Raw genomic sequence first — 21059 nt, 5'->3', positions numbered from 1 at the left:
GAGACGAGACGACTGGTCGCCCGCTGAACGGGTCCGCTAATAGGCCGACGAGACGTTCTCGTCGAGGTTGTGGACCTCGTCGCCCTGGAGCGCGGGGGCGAAGACGCAGACCAGCCGCAGGTCCTCGTCGGGCGAGGCGATCAGGTAGTGCGGGTCGTGGTTGTTCAGCGAGTACAGGACGCCCGGCGCCAGCGGGTGGCTGGTGCCGTCGAGCTCGACGACCTCCCCGGAGCCCTCGATGCAGTAGCAGGTCTCCAGGTGGTTGCGGTACTGCAGCCGGGACTTGGTCCCGGCCCGGACGGTGGTGTCGGTGACGCTGTAACCCAGGCCGTCGGCGTCCAGGATGAAGCGGCGGCTGAGGCCGTTGCCCCACTCGACGGTCTTGACGCTCTCGAGCTTGCGGATGATCACTGGTGTCCTCCTCTGGACGTGGGGGCTGTGGTGGGACGGCCGAGGGCGGCGGTGAAGGAGCGGTAGGCGTCGACCGGGTCCACCCCGGTCTCGAGGGCCCGCTCCACCACCGCCACTCCGGCGGTACCGACGATCGCCGCGTCCGCGCCGCTCAGTGCGACGGAGGCGAGATCCTCGGCGGTCGACACCCCGAAGCCGACGGCTATCGGGGAAGCTGCGAGGTCGCGCAGGGAGGCGACGACCGGGGCCAGTCCGGCGTGGCCGGCGGAGGGCGTGCCGCCGCCGCTGCGTCCGTAGCGGGCGACCAGGTAGAGGTAGCCGGTGGCATGGGCCGCCGCCTCGGTCATCGTGGCGGGGGCGCTCGCCGGGTAACAGGTGGTGACCTCGGGCAGTCCGGCCTCGTGCAGCGCCTCGTGGTGGGCGGGACGCAGCCGGGGCGGCAGGCCGTGGGCGAGCAGGGCGTCGGCGCCGCTGTCCGCCACGGCCCGCGCGTAACCGGCTGGCGGCGCGGTGCGGAGGCTGTGGCTCCAGTCGGCGAGCAGGGCGATGCGCAGGCGTTTCAGGGAGGACCGTACGGCCGCGACGAAGGCCAGGGTCTCGGCGAGGCCCACGCCTTCGGCGAGCGCCCGGTCGGCGGAGCGCCGTACGACGGGCCCGTCGGTGGGCGAGTCCGGGAAGGCGACGGCCAGTTCGAGGCAGTCGACGTCCGACTCGTCGAGCATGGCGACGAAGTCCTTGAGGACGGGCAGGGGCGGGTCCCCGGCGTTCAGGAAGACGGCCAGGCCCAGTTCGGCGCGGGCCCGGGCCTCGCCGAAGAACCCCCGGGTGAACTCAGGCAACGCGGCTCCGTCCTCGCGCGCGGGTCCTGGTGAGGCGTTCCAGCAGTCCGAGCGCGGCCCCGTCGTCGAGCGCGGCGCCCGCTTCGGCGACGGCCGTGGCCCAGTCGTCGCGGTGGCCGGAGGCTACGGCGAGCGCGGCGGCGTTGAGCTGGAGGGTGGCGCGCAGCGGCGCGCCCGCCCGGCCGGCCAGGACGGTCCGGAAGTGGTCGGTCACGTCTTCCCGGGAGACGGGGGCGAGGTCGTCGAGAGTGCCCTCGGCGGGGACCAGTTCGCCCGCCCGGAGCGTGCGCGTGCCGCCTCTCGGGAGATGGATCGTGTTGTCGGTGACGCTGAGGAGTTCGTCGGCGCCTGCGGGGTTGGTGATGAGCCAGGTCACGGGGCCTCCGGGCCGGGCGGCCAGGGTGCGGAGCGGGGGCGGGGGTTCGGTCGCGGAGACCCCGGTGACCTGGGCGGCCACGGGGACGGCGGCCAGGAAGGGGCCGAGGGTGTTGAGGAAGCGGCCGAAGACCCGCATCGGGGTGGGGACCGCGATCAGCGCGAGCCGGGCGAGCTGGCCGGGGTAGACGAAGGAGCCGGTGAAGGCGATGCCGTGCGCGGCCAGGTGGTCGGCGGTGTGGTCGGGGGAGGAGGTGAGGGGGACGCCGAGGCGGTCGAGGAGGTCGACCGAGCCCGTCCGCGCGGTGTGGGCGCGCGAACCGGACTTGACGACCCGGACGCCGGTGGCGGCGGCCAGCAGGGCGGACGCTGTGGAGAGGTTGACGGTCGGGGGACCGCCTCCGGTGCCCACCACGTTGACGGTGCGGGGCCAGGGCGGGGACGGCGGGGCCGGGCGGCGCCGGTCCAGCGAGTCGAGGAGCGCGAGCAGGCTCGGGCCGTCGGGGAGCGCCGCGGTGAGCGAGGCCAGCAGGGCGAGGACGTCGGCGCGATCCAGCGCTTGGTCGGCCAGCGCCTGCCACAGCGCGTCCCAGTGGTCCACGCCGGCCGGGGCCCGCCGGTCGACGAGCGGGACGAGGGCGGGGTGCACTGCTCAGCCGCCCGTGACGGAGGCGCCCTGGGAGCGGGCGACATAGGCGTCGATGGCCTGGACGCTGCGGAAGTTGTCCGGGTCGAGGTCGGTGTCGCCGACGGCGAGCCGGAAGTGGTGCTCGACCCAGGCGATCAGCTTGAGGACGCCGAGGCTGTCGATGACGCCGTCGCCCAGGAGGTCCTGGTCGTGCGGCAGCTGGGAGGGGGTGAGGTCGGGCAGGAACTCCCGGACGATGTACTCGCTGATCTGGTCGGCGTTGCTCACGAGGTGCTCCTTGGCGAGGATTCGTACAGAGGTGTCGTACGGAGGTGCGGGTACGGGCACGCGGATACGGCGTGTCCGTGCGGGACGTGCCCGTGTACGCGAGCGGTCAGGGCCTGTCGCCGACCGGCGCGGCCGGCACCTGGGGCGCGGCGGGGCGCATCGCGGCCAGGGTCCGGCGGTCCACCTTCCCGGTGCTGGTACGGGGCAGGGGCTCGCGTACGGGGACGAGGGTGCCGGGCACCGACCCGCGCGGCAGCCGGGCGGCGCAGTGGCGCTTGAGGTCGAGGCTGGTCGCGGTGGAGCCGCGCTTCAGCCGGACCACGGCGACCAGGCGCCGGCCCTCGACGGGGTCGGGCAGGGTGGTCACCCCGGCTTCCTCCACGTCGGGGTGGTCGAGGATCACCTGCTCGACCTCGGCGGTGTTGACGGCGACACCCCGGATCTTCACCTGGTGGTCGAGGCGTCCGACGAGCCGCAGGACCCCGTCGGCGTCGGCCTCGACCAGGTCGCCGGTACGGAACCAGCGCGCCCCGCCGCCCGGGCCGTCGGCCGGGTCGGTGATGAACTTCTCGGCCGTGCGCCGCCGGTCGGGGTAGCCGGTGCTCTGGAAGGGCGTGGAGACCTCCAGTTCGCCCCGGCCGGGGCCGGTGACGAGGCGGCCCTCCGAGCCCCGCAGCCGGATGCGCACGCCCGGGAGCGGGCGGCCAAGCGGTGGCGGGGAGAGCAGCGGCCGGTCCCGGGCGACCTCGTGGATCAGGCTGTCGTTGGTCTCGGTACAGCCGTAGATGTTGTGCAGCCGCGCGCCCGGGGCGAGGGCCATGAGGTCGGCGAGGGTCTGCTCGGGCATCACGTCCCCGGTGAAGACCGCGTGGCGGACGGTTCCCAGCGGGCCGCCGCCCTCGGCCCGCGCGGCGGCGGAGACCAGCGCGTAGAAGAGCGGCACCGCCTGGACCACCTCGACGGGGTGGGCGCGCAGCAGGCCGAGCAGGCGGGGGCCGCTGGCGGCGACCGCCGGGTCCACGAGCACCACCTGGCCGCCGTGGGCGAGGGTGGTCCACACGTCGAGGAGGCACAGGTCGAAGTTGAGCGGGGCGTAGTTGAGAACGGGGGTGCCCGCGGTGATGCCGAAGGCTTCGGCGGCCCAGCGGGTGAAGGCGTCCACACCGTCGTGGGGCAGGGGGACGGCCTTGGGCGTTCCGGTGGAGCCGGAGGTGGTCAGGACGAAGCCGGTGCCCGGCGGAACGGCCCGCTTCCGGGCGTCGCCGGACTGCGGGGTCAGGGGTGTGATGGTCTCCCCCGCCAGGGCGTACCGGCAGCCCGCCTCGGCGGTCACGGCGGCGAGGTGGTCGGGCGGCAGCGTGGGCGAGGGGAGCAGGACGGGGCGGCCGGAGGCGAGGCAGGCCAGGACGGTGGCGACGGTCCGGGGCGCCTTGGCGTCGAGGACCGCGAGCGTGGCGCCGGCCGGGACGCGCTCCGCGAGGCGGGCGTGGGCGGCGGCGGCCTCGTCGGCCAGCTCACGGTAGGTGGTGGCGGTGCCGTTCCACCACAGGGCGGGGGCGTCAGGGGTCTTCTCGGCCCAGCGCAGGACGGCATCGGCGGTCTCGCCGTGTCGGTCGGTCATCGGTGCCCTCCCTCTGCGGGTCCCAGCCGCACCCAGCCGCCCTTGACGGCGGCGGCGCCCTGGGAGCGGACGGTGAACAGGACGGTGTCTCCGGGGCCGGGCGGCGTGGACGGCGGGATGAGTTCGAGGGACGTGTCCGTGCCGGGGTGCACCGGGCGGGCGAAGCGGGCGCCGAGCGCCCGGACGCGGTCGGCGTGCCCGTCGGCGTACCGCTCGGCGATCTCCTCGACGGCCAGCGAGACCAGCGCCACCCCGTGGGCGATGACGTCGGGGAAGCCCGCGTCCCGGGCGGCGGACGGGTCGAGGTGGACGGGGTTGAGGTCCCCGGCGGCCTCGCCGTAGCGGGCGATCCACTCCCGGTCGATCGCGACGGCGTGGCTCAGCGCCGTTCCGGGCGCCTCCTGGCGGGGCGCGGGGGCCGTGGCGAGGGCGCCGTGCGGCTCCGTGGCGCGGATGCCGGCCAGCAGGATGTGGGCAGTGAGGTCGGCGAGCACGGTCCCGGCCTCCCGGTCGGTGAGGCGGGTGCGCAGGGCGAGGCGGGTGCCCTTGGGTTCGGCTCGGGCCCCGAGCACCTCGGCGCGGGCGCCGACGGCGCTGCCGGGCAGCAGCGGCGCGTACAGCTCGATCTCCTGGGCGAGGTGGACCAGGGAGTACGGGCCGTGTCCGGCGGCGAGGCCGGCGACGGTGCGTTCGGCGAGCGGATGGGTGAGGACGAAGGCGGCGAGGGGCCCCGCGTCGGGTCGGGCGGGCGCCGCCCGGCCGAGGGCCTGGCGCGTCACCGTGCGGTAGTGATGGGCGGCCGCCGCGTCGAACGGCGGGGCGGTGGGATCGAGGAGGGGTCCGGGGAGAGTCACGCGGGGGTCACCACCAGGCTGCTGTTGTGGCCGCCGAATCCGAAGGAGTTGGTCAGCGCGGGGCCGTGGGCGACGGGCCGCGGAGCGCCATGGACCACGTCGATCTCCATACCGGGCTCCGTTCGTGTGTGGTTGGCGGTGGGCGGCACCGCGCCCGCGTTCATCGACAGGACCGCGACGACGAGTTCGACGGCCCCGGCCGCTCCGATGAGGTGTCCGATGACCCCCTTGCTGGCGGTCACCGGAGGCCCGTACGACCCGAAGACCTTGCTCAGTGCGGCGGCTTCGGCGCGGTCGTTGTGCACGGTGGCGGTGCCGTGGGCATTGACGTGGGTGATGTCGGCGGGGGCGAGCCCGGCATCGGTGAGGGCGCCGGACATGGCTTCGGCGGCGAAGGCGCCGTCGGGGCGCGGGGCGGAGAGGTGGTACGCGTCGGAGGTGGCGGCGTACCCGGCGACAAGGCCGTGGAGGCGGGAGCCCCGGGCCCGGGCGTCCTCCGCCCGCTCCAGGACCACGAAGGCGGCTCCCTCACCCATGACGAAGCCGTCCCGGCTCTCGTCGAAGGGTCGGCACGCGGTCGCGGCGTCCGTGCGGGTGGAGGCGGCGTTGAGGTTGCCGAAGCCGGCGAGGGTGATCGGGGTGAGGGTTGCCTCGCAGCCCCCGGCGATCACGAGGTCCGCGCGGTGGTCCCGGACCATGGCCGCCCCCAGGCCGATGGCGTCGGCGCCGCTGGCGCAGGTGGTACTGACCGTGAGGGCCGGGCCGTGCCAGCCCAGTTGGAGGGCGATCTGTGCGGCGGCGGCGTTGGGCATCGTCATCAGGGGCATCAGCGGGCGGACCCCCTGGGGGCCGCGATCCGCGAAGTTCACGGACTCCAGGTCGCTGGTGGTGCGCCCACCGACGGCGTTGCCGACCACGATCGCGCAGCGGGCGGCGGTGGCCTCGGGGAGCCCGGCGTCGGCGTAAGCGGCCAGGGCAGCGGCGAGTCCGTACCGGGCGAAGGGGTCGAGCCGCTGGGCGGCCTTGCTCGCCAGCACCCGCTGCCAGGGGTGGTTCCGTTCGTGATCGGTGAGGCCGCGCACGCGGCAGCCGATGCGGATGCGGTGCTGTTCGGTGTCGAAGTGCGTGAGGTCGGCGGCGAGGGAGCGGCCGGCCGAGACGGCGGTCCACAGCTCCTCGGTGGTGCAGCCGGCCGGGGTGACGACGCCCATGCCGCTGATGGCCACGTCGGATCGGGCGGGACGTCCCGCCGGAGTACGCATGGTCTGTTCTCTCCTTCCCTCTCCGGTGGCCTCGGGCGCATCGGAGCAAGCAGGCACGGCCAGTTCCCCGCCGCTCCGCGGCGGTCGCCCGGCGGGGTCCGCCCGGGTCCGGCGCGGCGTCGGGTCAGTACGCCCCCGGGGCACGGCCCCGGTTCGCACCCCGGGGTCGCGGCCTCGGGGTGCGACTCGGGGTTCCGGGTCCGGGCCCACGGCCCCACGGCCCCACGGCTCCGGGCTCCGGGCTCCGAGGCTCAGGGCTCCGAGGCTCAGGGCTCAGGGCTCAGGGACTCCCCGGGCGCTGCGCCGTTCCTGGCCGTCGGGCCCGGAGCCCCGCGGCCCGGCTGGGCCGCTCCGGTCAGACGGCCGGCAGGCCGCACTCCCCCGCAGCCTTGAGGAACGCCTCGGCCGCGAAGTCGATGTCCGCGTCCGTGTGCCGTGCGGTGACGGCGATGCGCAGCCGCGCCAGGTCGCGGGGGACGGCGGGGGTCACCACCGGCAGTCCGATGACGCCCAGCCTGCGGGCGGTGGTCGCCAGGTCGTAGGCGGCCTCGTCGGCACCGACGATGAGCGGGACGACGGCCGTCTCGCTGTCGCCGGTCCGCATCCCGCCCGCCGTGACCAGGTCCCGGAAGCGGACGCCGTGGTCCTGGACCCGGGCGACGAGCTCGGGTTCGGCGCGCAGCACCCGCAGCGCCGCCAGGGCGGCGGCGGCCGACGCGGGGGCGAGCGCGGCGGAGAAGAGGAACGGACGGGCGGCGTAGCGCAGATGGCCGATGAGCTCGGCCGGCCCGGCGACCCACCCGCCCATGGAGGGGATGGCCTTGGAGAGGGTGCCGAGCTTGACGTCCACCCGCGCCTCGCGGTCGAAGTGCTCCTCGATGCCCAGGCCGGTGCGGCCGATGACGCCCAGGGCGTGGGCCTCGTCGGCCATCAGCAGCGCCTCGTGGGCGTCGCAGACCTCGCGCAGCCTGGGCAGCGGGGCGATGTCGCCGTCCATCGAGTACACGCTGTCGACGATCACCAGGCGGACCCCGCCGGGCGCGGCGGCCTCCAGCCGCCGGGTGAGGTGCTCGGTGTCGTTGTGCCGGAAGCGGACCACGGTGGCGCCGCTGAGCCTGCAGCCGTCCACGATGCTGGCGTGGGCGTACTTGTCGACGAAGACGGTGTCGCCGGGACCGACGAGTGCGCCGATCGTCCCGACGTTGGCGGCGTAACCGGAGCCGAAGACGATGGCCCGGTCCCGCTCGGCGACCTCGGCGACCTCGGCCTCCAGCTCCTCGTGCAGCGGGATGGAGCCCGCCAGCGCGCGCACCCCGTGGTTGCCGGTGCCGTAGCGGGCGGCGGCCTCCTGCGCGGCGGAGACCACGCGCTCGTCACCGGAGAGGCCGAGATAGCTGTAACCCGACATCATCAGCAGACGCCGGCCGTCCAGGTCGACGTAGGCCGAATCGCGCTCGGCGGTGTAGGGGACGAAGCTGTTGCGGCGCTCGGCGTCCCACTCCAGCGAGGCTACACGACGGCGCGTCGCGTCCAGCTTGTGTGCGATTCTCCCCCACCCTGCGGAAGCCATCGGCCATCCTCTCGTATATGGCGTCCATTGCGCGGCGGCGCAACAGATCTGTCGCGCCTCGAATTCAACGTCCGTCACGCAATCGCGGCGCAACACGAAGGCAAGAACAAGCAGTGGTCAACGTATTGACACATAGTCAGCCGCGAGATTCCCATCAGTTAACTCTCGCAATTTCGGACACAGTTGACACGCTTCTATTCTGAACGACGATGGTGTTTACTCCGTTCTGGGGATGAATTAAAAAGCTCCTGCCGCTTCGGCTCGCTCTTCCTTGCGGTTCAAGTAGACCGCCGCTCGGCTGCGCGGGCCGGAACCTGACCATACGCACCACCCAGCACGCCGCACGTCAGCAAGTCGGCTTCCGTCGGCGACACCGATGAGAAGCCGCCTCAGACCTTGGGGGAATCAGCCGTGCTCATCAGGCTTGTCGGCCTCGTGTCCGTCGAACACGACAGAGAGGCCCCCCGGATCCTCTCCAGCCACCAGGCACAGATCGCTCTCGCCCGGCTCTGCCTCGAGCGGCCCACCGGCACCAGCCGGGAGCAACTCGCCGACACCATCTGGCCGGGCGGCCTGCCGAGCACCTGGGCCTCAGCCTTGCGCAGCGTCATCAGCCGCCTGCGGGCGTTCCTGTCCGAAGAGTCGCCCCCCACCTCCGAGCCGCCTCTGATCGCCCGCGGGGGACGCTATCTGCTGCGGCTTCCGGAGGGCGCCCAGGTGGACGTGGACCGCGCCGAGAGCGCCGCCGTCAGCGCGGCGGCGGCGTACCGCAACGGTGACCACAGCACCGCACAACGGCTCGCCACCACGGCCGTGTCCCTGCTGCGGGGCCCCTTCCTCGCCTCCCACGAGGGCGAGTGGGTCGACTCGATCCGGGCCCGCCTGAAGGAGGTACATGTCTCCGCGCTGGAGACCGCCAGCAGCTCGTCCTCCGCGCTGGGCGACACGCACCACGCCCTGCAGTACGCGGAGGAGGCGGTACGCGAGGCGCCGTTCCGGGAGAGCGCCTACCGGTGCCAGATGACCGCGCACCGGCTGGCCAGCAACAGGGCCGAAGCCCTGCGGATCTACCAGCAGTTGCGCACGGTGCTCGCCGAGGAGCTGGGGATAGACCCCAGTCCGGAGAGCGAGACGGTCTACCTGGGGCTGCTGGGCGGTCCCCGGAGCTCGCCCGAGTCCATCCGGTTGCCGCACCGGGTGGCGCCGCCCGCGGTCCGGCTCCTCGCTGTTCCCGACCCTCTCCGCAGGGCCGGCGCCTAGGGCCTGGTCGGAATGACTCGCAGGTGGCGTGTCCGTGGGATCGGGCGCGTCGTCGACCGGGTGTGCCGAGTGGGGAGTTGTCCGCGGTCCGGTGTGCTCCGGAGCAGGCCCTGGCCCACTTCGTCACCACCGGCCCGTGGGACGCGGCGCATGTGTGTGCCCGCCTCGCATGGCGGATGCAGCAGGTGAAACCGCGCTGGTTGTCGATGACACCGGCTTCCTCAAGAACGGGGATGCCTCGGCATGCGAAACCCGGCGGTACCCCGGCACCGCCGGCAAGGTCACCGGCTGCCGGACCGGTGTCTCACTGCGGTCCCTCGTACGGGATGTGCTCGGGTCTGCGCCCGGTGCGGCCAGTGGGGGGTAACCCCACTGGGCGAGCGTGCCGGGCGTCGCGGGACTGGGGACGCCTCCCGGCCGAAGGCTGGGGAGGGACTTTCGCGACAGGCCTGGACCTGTCGCCCCCACCACCCACCCACGACCCGATCGGCCCGAAGGCGTGACGCAGGGGAGGGGCGCTCCGTCGCGCCCCTCCCGGACTTGTCGCCGCGGCCCCCCGTCTCACATGACGGAGACCCCGCTGTCGATGCTGACCACCTGACCGGTCATGCAGTCCTGGTCGAGGAAGAGGGAGACGCTGCGGGCGACCTCCTCCACCGTGACGAACCTCGGCACCGGCGCCTTGCGGGCCATGTCCTCCATGATCCGTTCCGGCAGGTTCTGGGTCATGCCCGTGATCATGAACCCCGGCGAGAGGGCGTTCACGGTCACCCCGCGCCGCCCGCACTCGGCGGCCAGCGTCCGGGTCATGCCGATGACCCCGGCCTTGGAGGCGGAGTACGCCGTCTGGCCCGCCGTGGCGATCAGGCCCGAGGGCGAGACGACGTTGACGATCCGGCCCCAGCGCTGCCGCAGCATGTGCGGAAGCGCGACCCGGCTGGTGTTGAACGTCCCCAGCAGGTTGGTGCGGATGACCTCGTGCCAGTCGTCCGGGGACTGCATCGCCATCAGGGCGTCCCGGCGGATCGCCCCGTTGTTGACCACGACGTCGATCGGCCCGAGGCAAGCCTCGACGCGCCGGTACAGCTCCTGGGTCTCCTCCCACGACCCCACGTCCGCGCCGACGACCACCGCATCGCGCGTCAGCTTCTCCCGCACGGCCTCGGCCTGGTCGGCGGCGCTGCGGTAGTGCACGGCCACCCGGCAGCCCAGCGCGTCGAGTTCGACCGCGAGTGCCTGCCCGAGCCCGCCCGAGGCGCCGGTCACCAGCGCCACCGGCGCCTCGGGGCGCTTCCCCGCTCCCCGTCCGCTCACGCGGCACCTCCCCAACGCATCAGCACCGAGCCCCAGGTCATCCCCGCGCCGAAACCCGCGAACAGTACGAGCTGTCCGGGCTGGATGCGCCCGGCCTCCAGCGCCTCGGTGAGCGCCAGCGGGATGGAGGCCGAGGCGGTGTTGCCGTACCGCTCCAGGTTGGTCACCAGGGACTCCGGCGGCAGACCGGTGTGCTGGAGGACCGAGTTGATGATCCGGATGTTCGCCTGGTGGGGGATGACGTGGTCCACCTCGGCGGGCATGACCTTGGCGCTCTCCAGCGTCTCGCGCACCGTGCGAACCGTGTAGCGGACCGCGTTGAGGTAGATCTCGTTGCCCTTGATCTGCGCGTAGTGGAGCCCCCGCGCGACTGTCTCCGGTGTGGTCGGCATCCGGCTGCCGCCCGCGGGTACCTTCAGCGCGTCGGCGCAGGAGCCGTCTGCGCCCAGGTTCCACGCGAGCACCGGGTCCTCGGGACCCGGCACGAGCACCACCGCAGCCGCGCCGTCGCCCACCAGGATGGACAGGTCGCGGTCGGCCGGGTTGGCGGTCAGCGTGTGCGTGTCCGAGCCGATCAACAGGATGGGGCGGCGGTCCATGCGGAGGAAGCCCATGGCCGTGACCAGGCCGTACACGAAGCCCGCACACTCGGAGTTGACGTCCATGGCCCCGCCGCCGATGCCCAGTTCATGGTGCACGAAGGCGGAGGTGGCGGGCGAGGGCTGTTCGGGGGTGGCCGTGGCCACGATCAGATGGGCGATGTCGGACCCGGTCAGACCGGCCTTGTCCAGCGCCGCACGGCCCGCCTCGACGGCCAGCGAGGCAGTGGTCTGACCGGGGCTGACCGCCCGCCGCTCACGGATGCCGCAGCGGCTGACGACCCAATGCTCGTCGACCCCGAAGCGGTCCGCCAGCTCGGCGCTGGTGACGACACGTTCAGGAAGGGCCTTGCCCCACCCCGCGATCTCGAATCCACTCATGCGACGTGCCGTCACCGCTCGGCCGGCTCGGGCACGAGCTCCAGCAGCTTCGTGTACACGTCGCGCATGGTCGTGGTGTCGTCCAGGTCCGCGAAGAGGGACTCGTCCGCGGGAATGTCGGGGTACTGGTTCTGGAAGTTGTAGAGCCACTCCATCAGGTCCAGCGAGTCCACGTCCGCGATGTGCTGGATCGGCGCGTCGGGGGTCACCTCGGTGGCCCCCGAAACGGCGGCGAGCTGCTGCGCGAGTTCCTCGACGGTCGGCAGTGCCATGGTTGTTCCTCTCTGAACGCGACGGACGGTCGTGTGTCCGCATCGAAGCCCTTCCTCGCAATCGGACCGCAACAGGCCGGTCACGCAACGCTGTTGCGGTCGGATTGCGCCGATCGGCTTGGCTTGCCGACCAGCACGGTTCAGACGGCCGGCCGGACGGCCGCGCGGCGCGAGGGCACCCGACGGCCGAAGCAGCGAGGAGAGGGCGAGGATGGCGACGATTGCCACCCACACCACGGAGCCGGCGGTGGACGCGGTCCGCCACCACTACGAGGTGGGAAACGAGTTCTACCGCCTGCTGCTGGGCTCCAGCATGATGTACAGCGGGGGTTACTGGGAGCAGGGCGAGGGTCTGGTCGAGGCCCTCGACATCGCGCAGGAACGCAAGCTCGACGTGTTCGCCGACCTGGCGGAAGCGGCCGGGAAGGACCGCGTGCTCGACATCGGATGCGGCTGGGGCACCCTCGCCCACCGCCTGACGACGAAGCACGGCGTCCGGGAGGCCGTCGGTCTCACCCTGAGCCGCACCCAGGCGGCGTACATCGCGGATCTGGGCAACCCGGCCATCACCACCCGGGTCGAGAGCTGGTCGGAGCACCACGCCCCCGGCGCGTCGACGCTGCCTTCTGCGTCAACGCCCTGGAGCACTTCGTGCCCTCCAGTCTCCCGCCGAAGGAGCGCACCAAGCGCTACCGCTTCTTCTTCCAGCAGGTGCACGAGGCGCTGGTGCCCGACGGCCGGTTCGTGCTGCACACGATGACGGCCGAGGCCCAGCCCATCGGCCCGAAGATCCTGGCGGACCTGAAGTTCCTCCAGCGTTCCGAGTTCGCCGGCATGCACATCCCGCACCTGCACGAGTTGGCGGCCGCCGCCGAGGGCCTGTTCGAGGTCGTGGAGCTGGTCAACGAACGCGAGGCGTTCGCGCGGGCGTGCCGCGCCTGGCTGGCCCGACTCGCCAGGCGGCGCGACGAGGCGGCCGCGCTGGAGAGCGAGGAGGTGGTGGCCCGCTTCGAGCGCTACCTGGACATCTTCGCGTACACGCTGGAGGACCGCTTCTTCAACAACTTCCGGCTCACGCTGGTCCGCAAGGGGGGACGAGCATGACCGAGGCCCCTCCGGACCCCGCGCGCGACCTGCGGGTGGCGGTCATAGGCAGCGGCTTCTCGGGGCTGGGAACGGCGATCCGGCTGCTTCAGCAGGGCATCGACGACTTCCTCGTCTTCGAGCGGGCCGACGAGGTCGGCGGCACCTGGCGGGACAACACCTACCCCGGCTGCGCCTGCGACGTGATGTCGCATCTGTACTCCTTCTCCTTCGCGCCGAACCCTCGCTGGAAGAGCACCTTCGGCAAGCAGCAGGAACTCTTCGACTACCTGCGCGACTGCGCCGACCAGTTCGGCGTGCGGTCCCGGATCCGCTTCCGGCACGAGCTGACCGAGGCTCGCTGGGACGACCTGCGCAAGCGCTGGCGGATCTCCACCACGGGCGGGGACTACACCGCACGGGTGCTCGTCACCGGCACCGGCTACCTCAGCGAACCCGCCATCCCCGACATCCCGGGCCTGGCCGGCTTTCAGGGTGAGGTCTTCCATTCCGCCCGCTGGCGCCACGACCTGGACCTCGCCGGCCGCCGGGTCGCTGTGATCGGCACCGGCGCCTCCGCCATCCAGTTCGTGCCGGCCATCCAGCCGGAGGTCGGCCACCTCGACCTCTACCAGCGCACCCCACCCTGGATCGGGCCGAAGAACGACAAGGCCAACAGCGCCCTGCAGACGAGGCTGCTGACCTCCGTGCCCGGCTACCAGCGCTTCCGGCGGAACTTCAACATGTGGGGCCGCGAGATCCTCGCCTTCGTCATGGCGCGCCCCGCCGTGGCCGCGAAGATGCAGAAGATGGCCTCCGACCACCTGAAGGCGAGCGTGCCGGACGAGCGGCTGCGGGCCGCGCTCACGCCCGACTACGTCATGGCCTGCAAGCGCCTGCTCTTCTCCAACACGTACTACCCGGCGATCCAGCAGCCCAACGTGGAGCTGGTCACCGACGGCATCGCCGAGGTCACGGCGGACGCGGTGGTCACGACCGACGGCCGGAGGCGGCCGGTGGACACGATCATCCTCGGTACGGGATTCGAGGCTGTACGGCGACCGATCGCGGAGCGCCTCTTCGGGCGGGACGGCGTCAGCCTCAGGGAGACGTGGAGCGAGGGCATGAGCGCCCTGCGCGGAACCGGCGTCGCCGGGTTCCCCAACCTCTTCATGATGCTCGGCCCCAACACGACCCTGGGCCACTCCTCCCAGGTGATCATGATCGAGGCGCAGATCGCCTACCTCCTCGACGCGTTGAAGACGATGGACAAGCGCGGGCTGGCCGGCGTGGAGGTGCTCCCAGAGGCCCAGCGGGCGTACAACGAGCGGCTCGACCGGCGGCTTGAGGGCACCGTGTGGAACGCGGGCAACTGCCGGAGCTGGTACCTCGACGAGCACGGGCGCAACCCCTCGATCTGGCCCACGTACACCTGGCGCTTCCGGCGGGCCACCAGCCGCTTCGACCCGGCCGAGCACCTGCTGAGCACCAGCGAGGAACTGCGCGTCCCCATGCCCGCCGCATCCTGACGGTCGAGCCGCCGCGACGAACACACGTACCGCAGCCGACGAGCCACGGAGTCGACCCCCGGCTCGGTCCAGGACATCACCAGGATGACCCGCTACGCCCGGGCCCACGGACTCGAGCTCGCCGTCGACGGCCGCAGCCGCACCGGCGGGGATCGCCCCCGGCAGGTCTTCTGCGGCTGCCCGGGCACGGCCCCGGGCTGCGCCTTCGGAAGCGGCTCGTCCCCGTAGATCCCGTGAGGAGGAGAAGCAGTTGAAGAAATACCACCTAGTTGACGAGGCGTTGCTCGCCGCCGGTCCGGACGCGGTCTGGGAGGCCCTGGTGAGCGAACTCGCCGGCGGCGCCCGGTGGTGGGTGCCGGACAACACCTTCGAGCCGGTTGACGGCGCCCCGGACCGGGTGGGCGCGCTCACCCGGGTCACCGTCCACACCAAGGGCGTGGACAAGGGCGGCAAGAAGATCCGGTTCACCGCGCGCACGACCGCCGTGGAGCCGGGCAGGCGCCTGGCCCTGGAGTACGTGGAAGGGGCCTTCCGGGGCACGGCGGAGTTCACCCTCGCACCGCTCGTCGACGGCGGCACCCGGCTCGCGATGCTCTTCCGGGCTCGGCCGCGCGGCGGGCTCGCCGTCCTGGCAAACCTCGTGGACATCGGTGCCCAGCACACCCACGCCACCCGCGCGGCGTTCGCACGGCTCGGCCGTCTGCTGCCGGCCGAGCCATCGTCGGCGGCCTCTGCCGCCTCGGCCCGGGGAGTCTCTCGGTGACCGCGCCCGCTCCGGCTCCCGCCCCCGGTGAGACGTTCCTGCGCACCGAGGACGAGGCCCGGCTGGCCGTCTCCGTCCTGGAGCCGCTGGAGCGGGGCGCCGAAGCCCGGCCCGTGGTGGTGCTCGCGCACGGCTGGGGCGGCAGCCGCCGGATCTGGAGCCAGGTGACCGACCGGCTGCTGCGGAGCGGCTTCCCGGTGGTCGCCTACGACCTGCGCGGCCACGGCGCCTCCACCGTGGGCACCTCGGGGGTGACCGCCGAAGCGATGAACGCGGACCTGGCGGCGGTCGCCCGCTACGCCGGAGGCGCGCCGCTCGTCGTCGGGCACTCCGGCGGCGGATTCGCCGCACTCGCGCTGGCCGCGGCACCCGAGCCCGGGGCCCGTCCGGTGGGCCTGGTCCTGGTCGCCTCGGCGGCGCACGGCCAGAACACCCCGGAGAAGGAGGCCCGGATGATGGAGGCACCGCTGTTCTCGTGGGCCGTGCGCCGACCCGGCCTCGGGCGGACCCTGCTGAGGCAGATGACCGGTACGTCGCTGGCCCCCCGGCTCCGCGAGGTCAACCGGCAGGTTTTCGCCGAGACCGCGCCGCAGGTGCGGGCGGCCTGCTTCCGCTCCTCCCGGGGCATGGACCTGCGGGCCGCGCTCGCCGATGTCCGGCTGCCCGCCGCGGTCCTGGCGGGCGAGGCAGACCGGATCATCCGACCCGAGTTGGGGAGAAAGCTGGCCTCCGCGCTGCCGGACGCCGTGTTCACCTCGATCCCCCACGCCGGACACGTCCTGCCTCTGGAGGCCCCGCTCGCCGTGGCCGACGCCGTCGCCCGGACCGCCGCCCGCGCGGGCAAGCGCCCACAAGACGCCGGAGGCGTGAAAGAGGCGGGCGCCCGGTGAACGGGACCCTCCCCGGTCCCGCGGTCTCCGGGGGCGCCGCCCGACCGGCTGTCGGGGGCGTACTCGAGTCCGTCCCGGCGCCGGGGAGGGTCCGAGCAGGACGCCGACCGGTCGACAGGGCGCCGGCCGGTCGAAGGGACGAGCTGACGACCCGCGCGTCGGCCGGGCTTGTGGGCAGCGCGGCGATCGGTACCGGAGACGGTACGCGGCTCCGGGTACCGGCCGGCCCGGCGCTCCCCGTCCGGGCCGGCGCGCCGCGTCACGCACAGGCCTGCGGACCGCGTCGTGCGCGGGCAGGCACGCCGTACCCCGCGCGCGGCGCGGCGCCGCGGCGCACCGCGGTGGGCGCACGGTGATCGAGCGGCTCGTACCGGCCGGGGGCGTCGGGGCGGAAGCGTTCGATGACGCGCTCCCCCATCTGCCGGACCCCCGGGAACTCGCCCTGGTACGGGGCCGGCCGGACCGGGTCGTCCGGCAGTTCACCGCCGCGCGCGCCTGCGCCCACCGCTGTCTGGACGCCCTCGGGGCGCCGCCCGGGCCGCTGCTGCGCACGGCGGACGGCGCCCCGGCGTGGCCCAGCGGGTTCGTCGGCAGCATCACCCACTGCGCCGGATACCGGGCGGCGGCGGCGCGCGGAACTGTGGGCGGGACTCGGCGTGGACGCCGAACCCGCGCTCCCTCTGCCGCGCGGCCTCCTCGGTCTGGTCGCGTCGGAGCGCGAGCGGCGGATGGTGGCCCGGCTCTCCGGGGAACGCCCCGAACTCCCCTGGGACCGGCTGCTGTTCAGCGCCAAGGAAGCCGTCTACAAAGTGTGGTACCCGGCCACCCGCCAGTGGATCGGCACGGGCGCCGTCGAGGTCGCGTTCACGACGGGTGGCCTGCTGACGGCCGAGGTCCGTCCGGACCGCCGGTCGCCGGCGCCGGCGCGGCGGCGGCCGGCGGACGGCAGCGCGGCCGGGCCGACGGGCGTCGCGGCCGGACCGGCGGACGTCGCGGCCGGACCGGCGGACGTCGCGGCCGGACCGGCGGACGTCGCGGCCGGACCGGCGGACGTCGCGGCCGGACCGGCGGGCGTCGCGGCCCGCTACACGGGCCGCTGGCACGTCGAAGGGGGCCTGCTGCTCACCGTCGTAGCGGTCCCGGCCGGGTCTCCCACGACAGCTGCGAGCGCTGCCCGGTGACCATCTCCAAGGCCGCCCGCCGCGCCCACGCCACGGTCCTCACCCGCCTCCGCTCAGCCCGCCGGCCGGACTCGTTTCAGCGTCCGAGGACCACGGTCCGCCTGTCCGAGGAGCCGGCCGTCAGGGTCTCATCGGGCCGTTTGCCCCGGCGGAACTCCTGCGGGCTGACGCCCCGTTCACGCTTGAACGCCGCACTGAGCGCGAACGGCCCGGAATACCCCACTTTCTGCGCGATGTTGGCGACCGACAGGTCGGGGTCGCGCAGCAGCTCGGAGGCGAGCGTCAGCCGCCATTGGGTCAGGTAGGTCATCGGCGGCTCGCCGACGAGTTCGGTGAAGTGCCGGGCCAGCGCCGCCCGGGAGACCCCGACGGAGGACGCGAGAGAGGCGACCGTCCAGGGCTCACCGGGCCGTTCGTGCAGCAGCCGGAGCGCCCGTCCCACAACCGGGTCGCTCTGCGCCCGGAACCAGAGCGGCGCGCCCGTGTCCGGCTCCGTGAGCCAGGAGCGCAGGACGCTGATGAGCAGCAGGTCGAGCAGCCGGTCGAGGACGACCTCCTGGCCGACGTCCTCCTTGTCCGTCTCGGCGGCCAGCATGCCGATCAGCGGGGTCCGCGCGGCTGAGGCGGGCTGGACGAGCAGCGCGGGCAGGCTGGCAAGCAGTCTGCGCCCGACCTCGTTGGGTGCCTGGTAGGTGCCGCTGAGCATCACGGTCGACCCGGTGCGGCGCGGCTCACCCCAGGTGCGCACGCCCAGGGACATCGCCTCGGTGACGTCTTCGCCGTCGATGGTGTTGCAGCGCTGCTCGGGGTCGACGGTGATGCCCGGGGGCGTCGACGGATCGTCGGCGAGGGTGTACGGCTCGGGGCCGCGCAGGACCGCCACGTCCCCGGCCGCGATCCGCACCGGGTCGGCCCCCTCCCGGAGTACCCATGCCCAGCCGTGCAGCATGGTGACCAGCGACAGAGGCGCGCGGTCCTCGATGCGCAGTCCCCACGGGGGGTTGAACACAGATTTCAACAGGAAGGCGCCCCGCGCCTTGGGGCTTTCCAGCAGGCCGCTGAGCGTATCCACAACCTTCACCTCGCACTGTCTCGCCGTCGTTTCCCAGGTGGCGCCCGGCCCCGGCCGTGCCCCTCCCGCCCCGTGGAGCCGCGCCGTCGGGCGGCGGCACCACGACGGCTCCTGGACGGAGGCGCGACCGTAGGTCCGGAAGCTCCCGGGGGAAGTTCCGGACCCGGGGCGGTCCCGGGGCCGGTCTGTCGACCCGCCCCGGATCAGATCCGGTCGTCGCACGGTCACTACGGCCGGACGACCGCCCGCCGTCGCGCCGCGCCGGCCAGCAGGGCGAGGGCGCCCAGACAGGCGGCCGTACGGACCGCGTTGGCCCGGCGCCAGGGACGCTCGTACGCCGCCCGCGCCGCGGCCAGGGCAGCGTATGACGTGCCGGGGGCGGTACGCAGCCGACGGTTCAGGGGCAGGTTGACGCAGATCGTCACCACGACGCTGAGGCCGTACAGCACCGCGGCGACCCGGGCCCGTCGGGCGGCGTCGCTCCGGTCCGCGCGGGCGAGTCTGCGGGCGGCCACGCCGGTTGCCACGAACACACCGATGAACAACGCCCCGAAGGCGGGGTCGTCGTCCAAGGCGTCATTGACCCGGCGCATCGCGGCGACGAACCTCCCGTCCTCACGGCGCGCGAGGACGGGCATCACGCCGACGTCGAACGCGAGGTAGAGACCGGCCATCAGGCCGGTGCCGATGGTGGCCGCGACGAGTACCGGGTCCGTGGAGGCGGACCCGGGGAGGGCGGCGGCACTGCTCATGATGTTCCTCCGGTCGGTTCTGCGGGAGGTACGCGACGCCGCCGGGGCAGTCATCGCCCGCGAGGGGAGGGCTGACGGGCGGCCGTTCACCGGGGTTCCAGGATTCCGGTGAGCGAGCGGCGGTAGGCACCTGCCAGCAAGGTGAGCCCGATCAGGCGCACCGGCCCGGGCATCAGCCCGTCCGGCTGCGGGAGTCCGTCGAGCAGCCACGGCGGCAGCACCCGCTTGACGTGGAAGGGTGCCGAGGCGAGGACGCGGCGCTCCAGGGCGGCGAACACGTCGGCCGGTACGCGGGCGAAGACCGGGAAGGTCAGCTCCTCCTCCTCGTCCAGGTGCCGGTGAAGGACGGTGTCGAAGGTGTCGACAGGGCCGCCGATCAGCTCGGCGCGTCCGCCGTCCAGCGCCTTGGTCACGCGGACCATCGAGTCGTCGAGCGCCACGTGGTCCTGCACCATGCGGTGGGAACCGGCGGCGATCTCCGGCACGTGTTCGATCAGGCCCGGCCAGAGGATCTCGTCCTCCGTGCGGTGATGCCAGTCCACGATCGCCCTGAACTGCCGCCACCACTCCGCGACCCGGGGAAGACCGGCGGATGTCAGTAACGGCGCCGCGGCCACCAGTCGCCGCGAGTCACGCCGCAGCGCGAGGTGCGTCTGCGCGAATCCGCGAAGGTGGCGGGGCAGCGCGTCCACACCCTTGGTTTCCCACAGCAGCTTGTCCATCGCGTCCTTCTCTTCTCTGGGCCCGGGCGCTCCGCCACCGGGCCCGGGCTTGGCCGATCTGTAGCGCTACATGGTCGGTGCGATGCGGTGACCCGCCGGCCGGGGAGGTCCGGCGTTTCGGCAGACGTCCAGGACGCCGGTGACCGCGGCCTGCTTGGCGTGGTCCGCGAAGTCCGTGGGCTTGCGTCCGAGCGCTTCCCGGACGCGGTGCACGAGGCCGGCGTCGCGGCCGTCGACGAGGAGGGTGAAGAGGTCCGCGAGCTCCCCGCCTTGCCCGGCTCGCGCAGCCCCGCACGGTGGTCGTCGACGCTGACCGGGCTACAGCCGACAGTCCGGCCGGTCGCCGCCGACAGCTCGCGGGCCGCGCTGCGGAAGCTCAGCAACCGCGTGCCGGACGACTCGTAGGCCGTGCCGCGGACCGGGCCGGGGAAGAAGCTCTCGCTGGAGGGATCTCGCTGCGGCGAGAGCCGACCCGGGCCGGGTGGTGGATCTCCGCAGGCGCTCGACCAGGAGCCGTCCGGTCTTGCTGGTGCCAAGGATGACGGGGAGGGGTGCGGTGTTCTGTGCGTGAGTGCCCACTCTTCTATTGAAGTCTCGACATGAAAGACAGTACATATCGTCAAAGCTCATTTTCATGCGCCATCGTCTCAGAGGGTGAGCGTGAGGCGTAGGCACATGTCATCCCGGCCGGAGTGCCATGCCGGGGTTCATCGGGCCAGGGCCGCTGCCACGAGGACGAAGGCGGCGACAGCGAGCAGGGTCCGCACGCCGTGCAGGGCGTTCCACCGCCCCTCGAAGGCCATCCGGGCGGCCCGCTCGTCACCCCGGCCGCGCGACGACTCCAGCGCGTTGTTCAGGGGGACGTTGCCGCTCGAGGTGATCAGGTGTCCTGCCAGCGCGCAGAGAGCGGCGACCCCCACGAGGGTCCCCTCGCTCTCGTCGCGTGCCTCCGGCGCCACGAAGAACGAGACGGCGGGGAAGGCCAGCGAGCCGAGGAAGAGCAGCAGGAAGAGCGGTCCGGGCACTTTGCGGTTCACCGTCCGCATGACGAGGGTGAACGAGGCGTCGTCCACCTCTTTCAGACTGAGCCGTTTCCAACTTGGCTGAGCGGCTGACCAGTTGGCGTGGGGGTGATGTTCCGGAAGAGGTGAAGCTCCTGGTAGATGGGTTGTCGACCAAGATCAACCTGTCCGCCCGGAGCTTCACGTGCTTGTCTACCCATCGGGGATCGATCTGTCCAGCTCGACCTTGCGGTACCTCTCCCGCCTGCTGGCCGCCCGGCGCCTGGAGCGGGGCACGCGGTGGCGTCGGCTGAGCGCGGACCGGCAGGCCCTGCTGGTCCTGGCCCACCTGCGGTGCGGCCACACCTATGCTCAGCTCGCGGCCGGGTTCG

General features: G+C 73.1%; 24 protein-coding genes and 2 pseudogenes. 11 read left to right on the top strand and 15 right to left on the bottom strand.

Translation table 11 applies throughout. The features are described from left to right. Positions 1-36: 36 nt before the first annotated feature. From ACH4ZX_RS31005 to ACH4ZX_RS30970, 8 genes are all read right to left on the bottom strand, one after another. On the bottom strand, positions 37-411 hold the full coding sequence (locus ACH4ZX_RS31005) for an ectoine synthase (protein WP_398279961.1): 375 nt from the start codon (positions 409-411) through the stop codon (positions 37-39). After that, positions 408-1250, bottom strand: coding sequence for a tryptophan synthase subunit alpha (trpA, locus tag ACH4ZX_RS31000; RefSeq protein ID WP_398279958.1), 843 nt, complete (start codon positions 1248-1250; stop codon positions 408-410). The genes ACH4ZX_RS31005 and trpA overlap by 4 nt, the downstream gene beginning before the upstream one ends. Continuing rightward, the gene (locus ACH4ZX_RS30995; protein WP_398279955.1) at positions 1243-2274 is read right to left on the bottom strand and encodes a hypothetical protein; all 1032 of its coding nucleotides are present in this window, start codon (positions 2272-2274) and stop codon (positions 1243-1245) included. The genes trpA and ACH4ZX_RS30995 overlap by 8 nt, the downstream gene beginning before the upstream one ends. Before the next feature lie 3 nt (positions 2275-2277). Continuing rightward, positions 2278-2541 (bottom strand): acyl carrier protein, encoded by a 264-nt coding sequence (locus tag ACH4ZX_RS30990; protein WP_398279952.1) that lies wholly within the window; start codon positions 2539-2541, stop codon positions 2278-2280. Positions 2542-2647: 106 nt separating this feature from the next. Continuing rightward, the gene (locus ACH4ZX_RS30985; protein ID WP_398279950.1) at positions 2648-4162 is read right to left on the bottom strand and encodes an AMP-binding protein; all 1515 of its coding nucleotides are present in this window, start codon (positions 4160-4162) and stop codon (positions 2648-2650) included. Next, a complete protein-coding gene (locus ACH4ZX_RS30980; RefSeq protein WP_398279947.1) occupies positions 4159-5016 on the bottom strand; it encodes a MaoC/PaaZ C-terminal domain-containing protein in 858 nt (285 codons plus the stop codon). Before ACH4ZX_RS30980 ends, ACH4ZX_RS30985 begins: the two co-directional genes overlap by 4 nt. Continuing rightward, the gene (locus tag ACH4ZX_RS30975) at positions 5013-6278 is read right to left on the bottom strand and encodes a beta-ketoacyl-[acyl-carrier-protein] synthase family protein (RefSeq protein ID WP_398279944.1); all 1266 of its coding nucleotides are present in this window, start codon (positions 6276-6278) and stop codon (positions 5013-5015) included. The genes ACH4ZX_RS30980 and ACH4ZX_RS30975 overlap by 4 nt, the downstream gene beginning before the upstream one ends. Before the next feature lie 355 nt (positions 6279-6633). Further along, positions 6634-7848, bottom strand: coding sequence for an aminotransferase class I/II-fold pyridoxal phosphate-dependent enzyme (locus ACH4ZX_RS30970; protein ID WP_398279942.1), 1215 nt, complete (start codon positions 7846-7848; stop codon positions 6634-6636). Between the two features lie 411 nt (positions 7849-8259). Here ACH4ZX_RS30970 and ACH4ZX_RS30965 point away from each other — a divergent pair, with 411 nt between their 5' ends. Continuing rightward, positions 8260-9108 (top strand): BTAD domain-containing putative transcriptional regulator, encoded by an 849-nt coding sequence (locus ACH4ZX_RS30965; protein ID WP_398279939.1) that lies wholly within the window; start codon positions 8260-8262, stop codon positions 9106-9108. Positions 9109-9212: 104 nt separating this feature from the next. Beyond that, positions 9213-9418 (top strand): annotated as a pseudogene (locus tag ACH4ZX_RS30960) (transposase); the annotation flags it as partial. Positions 9419-9669: 251 nt separating this feature from the next. On the opposite strand, the gene ACH4ZX_RS30955 reads toward ACH4ZX_RS30960, so the two are convergent. Genes ACH4ZX_RS30955 through ACH4ZX_RS30945 form a run of 3 tightly spaced genes read right to left on the bottom strand, consistent with a single transcriptional unit; the run spans position 9670 to position 11674 of the window. After that, entirely contained in the window at positions 9670-10422 is a 753-nt protein-coding gene (locus tag ACH4ZX_RS30955; protein ID WP_398279936.1) for an SDR family NAD(P)-dependent oxidoreductase, read from the bottom strand. Next, the gene (locus ACH4ZX_RS30950; RefSeq protein ID WP_398279934.1) at positions 10419-11402 is read right to left on the bottom strand and encodes a 3-oxoacyl-ACP synthase III family protein; all 984 of its coding nucleotides are present in this window, start codon (positions 11400-11402) and stop codon (positions 10419-10421) included. Before ACH4ZX_RS30950 ends, ACH4ZX_RS30955 begins: the two co-directional genes overlap by 4 nt. A gap of 11 nt (positions 11403-11413) precedes the next feature. Beyond that, the gene (locus ACH4ZX_RS30945) at positions 11414-11674 is read right to left on the bottom strand and encodes a hypothetical protein (RefSeq protein ID WP_398279931.1); all 261 of its coding nucleotides are present in this window, start codon (positions 11672-11674) and stop codon (positions 11414-11416) included. Positions 11675-11885: 211 nt separating this feature from the next. Between ACH4ZX_RS30945 and ACH4ZX_RS30940 the strand changes: the two genes are divergently transcribed. The 7 genes and pseudogenes from ACH4ZX_RS30940 to ACH4ZX_RS30910 all read left to right on the top strand — a co-directional run bounded on the left by ACH4ZX_RS30940 (position 11886) and on the right by ACH4ZX_RS30910 (position 17120). Continuing rightward, entirely contained in the window at positions 11886-12434 is a 549-nt protein-coding gene (locus ACH4ZX_RS30940; protein ID WP_398279928.1) for an SAM-dependent methyltransferase, read from the top strand. Further along, positions 12326-12778, top strand: coding sequence for a class I SAM-dependent methyltransferase (locus ACH4ZX_RS30935; protein WP_398279925.1), 453 nt, complete (start codon positions 12326-12328; stop codon positions 12776-12778). Before ACH4ZX_RS30940 ends, ACH4ZX_RS30935 begins: the two co-directional genes overlap by 109 nt. Continuing rightward, complete coding sequence (locus ACH4ZX_RS30930; RefSeq protein ID WP_398279922.1) at positions 12775-14286, top strand: flavin-containing monooxygenase; 1512 nt, start codon at positions 12775-12777, stop codon at positions 14284-14286. Before ACH4ZX_RS30935 ends, ACH4ZX_RS30930 begins: the two co-directional genes overlap by 4 nt. Before the next feature lie 250 nt (positions 14287-14536). Then, positions 14537-15049, top strand: a complete 513-nt coding sequence (locus ACH4ZX_RS30925; RefSeq protein WP_398279919.1) for an SRPBCC domain-containing protein — start codon at positions 14537-14539, stop codon at positions 15047-15049. Next, positions 15046-15939, top strand: a complete 894-nt coding sequence (locus ACH4ZX_RS30920) for an alpha/beta fold hydrolase (RefSeq protein ID WP_398279916.1) — start codon at positions 15046-15048, stop codon at positions 15937-15939. Before ACH4ZX_RS30925 ends, ACH4ZX_RS30920 begins: the two co-directional genes overlap by 4 nt. A gap of 352 nt (positions 15940-16291) precedes the next feature. Continuing rightward, positions 16292-16558, top strand: a pseudogene (locus ACH4ZX_RS30915) (4'-phosphopantetheinyl transferase); the annotation flags it as partial. A gap of 37 nt (positions 16559-16595) precedes the next feature. Beyond that, entirely contained in the window at positions 16596-17120 is a 525-nt protein-coding gene (locus tag ACH4ZX_RS30910) for a 4'-phosphopantetheinyl transferase superfamily protein (RefSeq protein WP_398279913.1), read from the top strand. Positions 17121-17196: 76 nt separating this feature from the next. Here ACH4ZX_RS30910 and ACH4ZX_RS30905 read toward each other — a convergent pair whose 3' ends face one another. The 3 genes from ACH4ZX_RS30905 to ACH4ZX_RS30895 form a co-directional block, all read right to left on the bottom strand. Beyond that, positions 17197-18192 (bottom strand): AraC family transcriptional regulator, encoded by a 996-nt coding sequence (locus ACH4ZX_RS30905; protein ID WP_398279910.1) that lies wholly within the window; start codon positions 18190-18192, stop codon positions 17197-17199. Between the two features lie 227 nt (positions 18193-18419). Next, positions 18420-18944: an anthrone oxygenase family protein gene (locus ACH4ZX_RS30900; RefSeq protein ID WP_398279907.1), complete on the bottom strand. Its 525-nt coding sequence runs from the start codon at positions 18942-18944 to the stop codon at positions 18420-18422. Positions 18945-19030: 86 nt separating this feature from the next. Beyond that, on the bottom strand, positions 19031-19666 hold the full coding sequence (locus ACH4ZX_RS30895; RefSeq protein WP_398279904.1) for a hemerythrin domain-containing protein: 636 nt from the start codon (positions 19664-19666) through the stop codon (positions 19031-19033). A gap of 159 nt (positions 19667-19825) precedes the next feature. Between ACH4ZX_RS30895 and ACH4ZX_RS30890 the strand changes: the two genes are divergently transcribed. Next, a complete protein-coding gene (locus ACH4ZX_RS30890; protein WP_398279901.1) occupies positions 19826-20071 on the top strand; it encodes a hypothetical protein in 246 nt (81 codons plus the stop codon). A gap of 302 nt (positions 20072-20373) precedes the next feature. Here ACH4ZX_RS30890 and ACH4ZX_RS30885 read toward each other — a convergent pair whose 3' ends face one another. Then, positions 20374-20739: an anthrone oxygenase family protein gene (locus tag ACH4ZX_RS30885; protein WP_398279898.1), complete on the bottom strand. Its 366-nt coding sequence runs from the start codon at positions 20737-20739 to the stop codon at positions 20374-20376. 133 nt (positions 20740-20872) lie between these two features. Between ACH4ZX_RS30885 and ACH4ZX_RS30880 the strand changes: the two genes are divergently transcribed. Then, a partial coding sequence (locus ACH4ZX_RS30880) for a transposase family protein (protein ID WP_398279895.1) occupies positions 20873-21059 on the top strand: 187 nt, incomplete at its 3' end.

The sequence above is a fragment of the Streptomyces sp. NPDC020490 genome (genome assembly GCF_044335305.1).
GTDB lineage: Bacteria > Actinomycetota > Actinomycetes > Streptomycetales > Streptomycetaceae > Streptomyces.
Note: the sequence above shows the minus strand (reverse complement) of the source record. Positions and strands in the feature narration are given on the sequence as shown.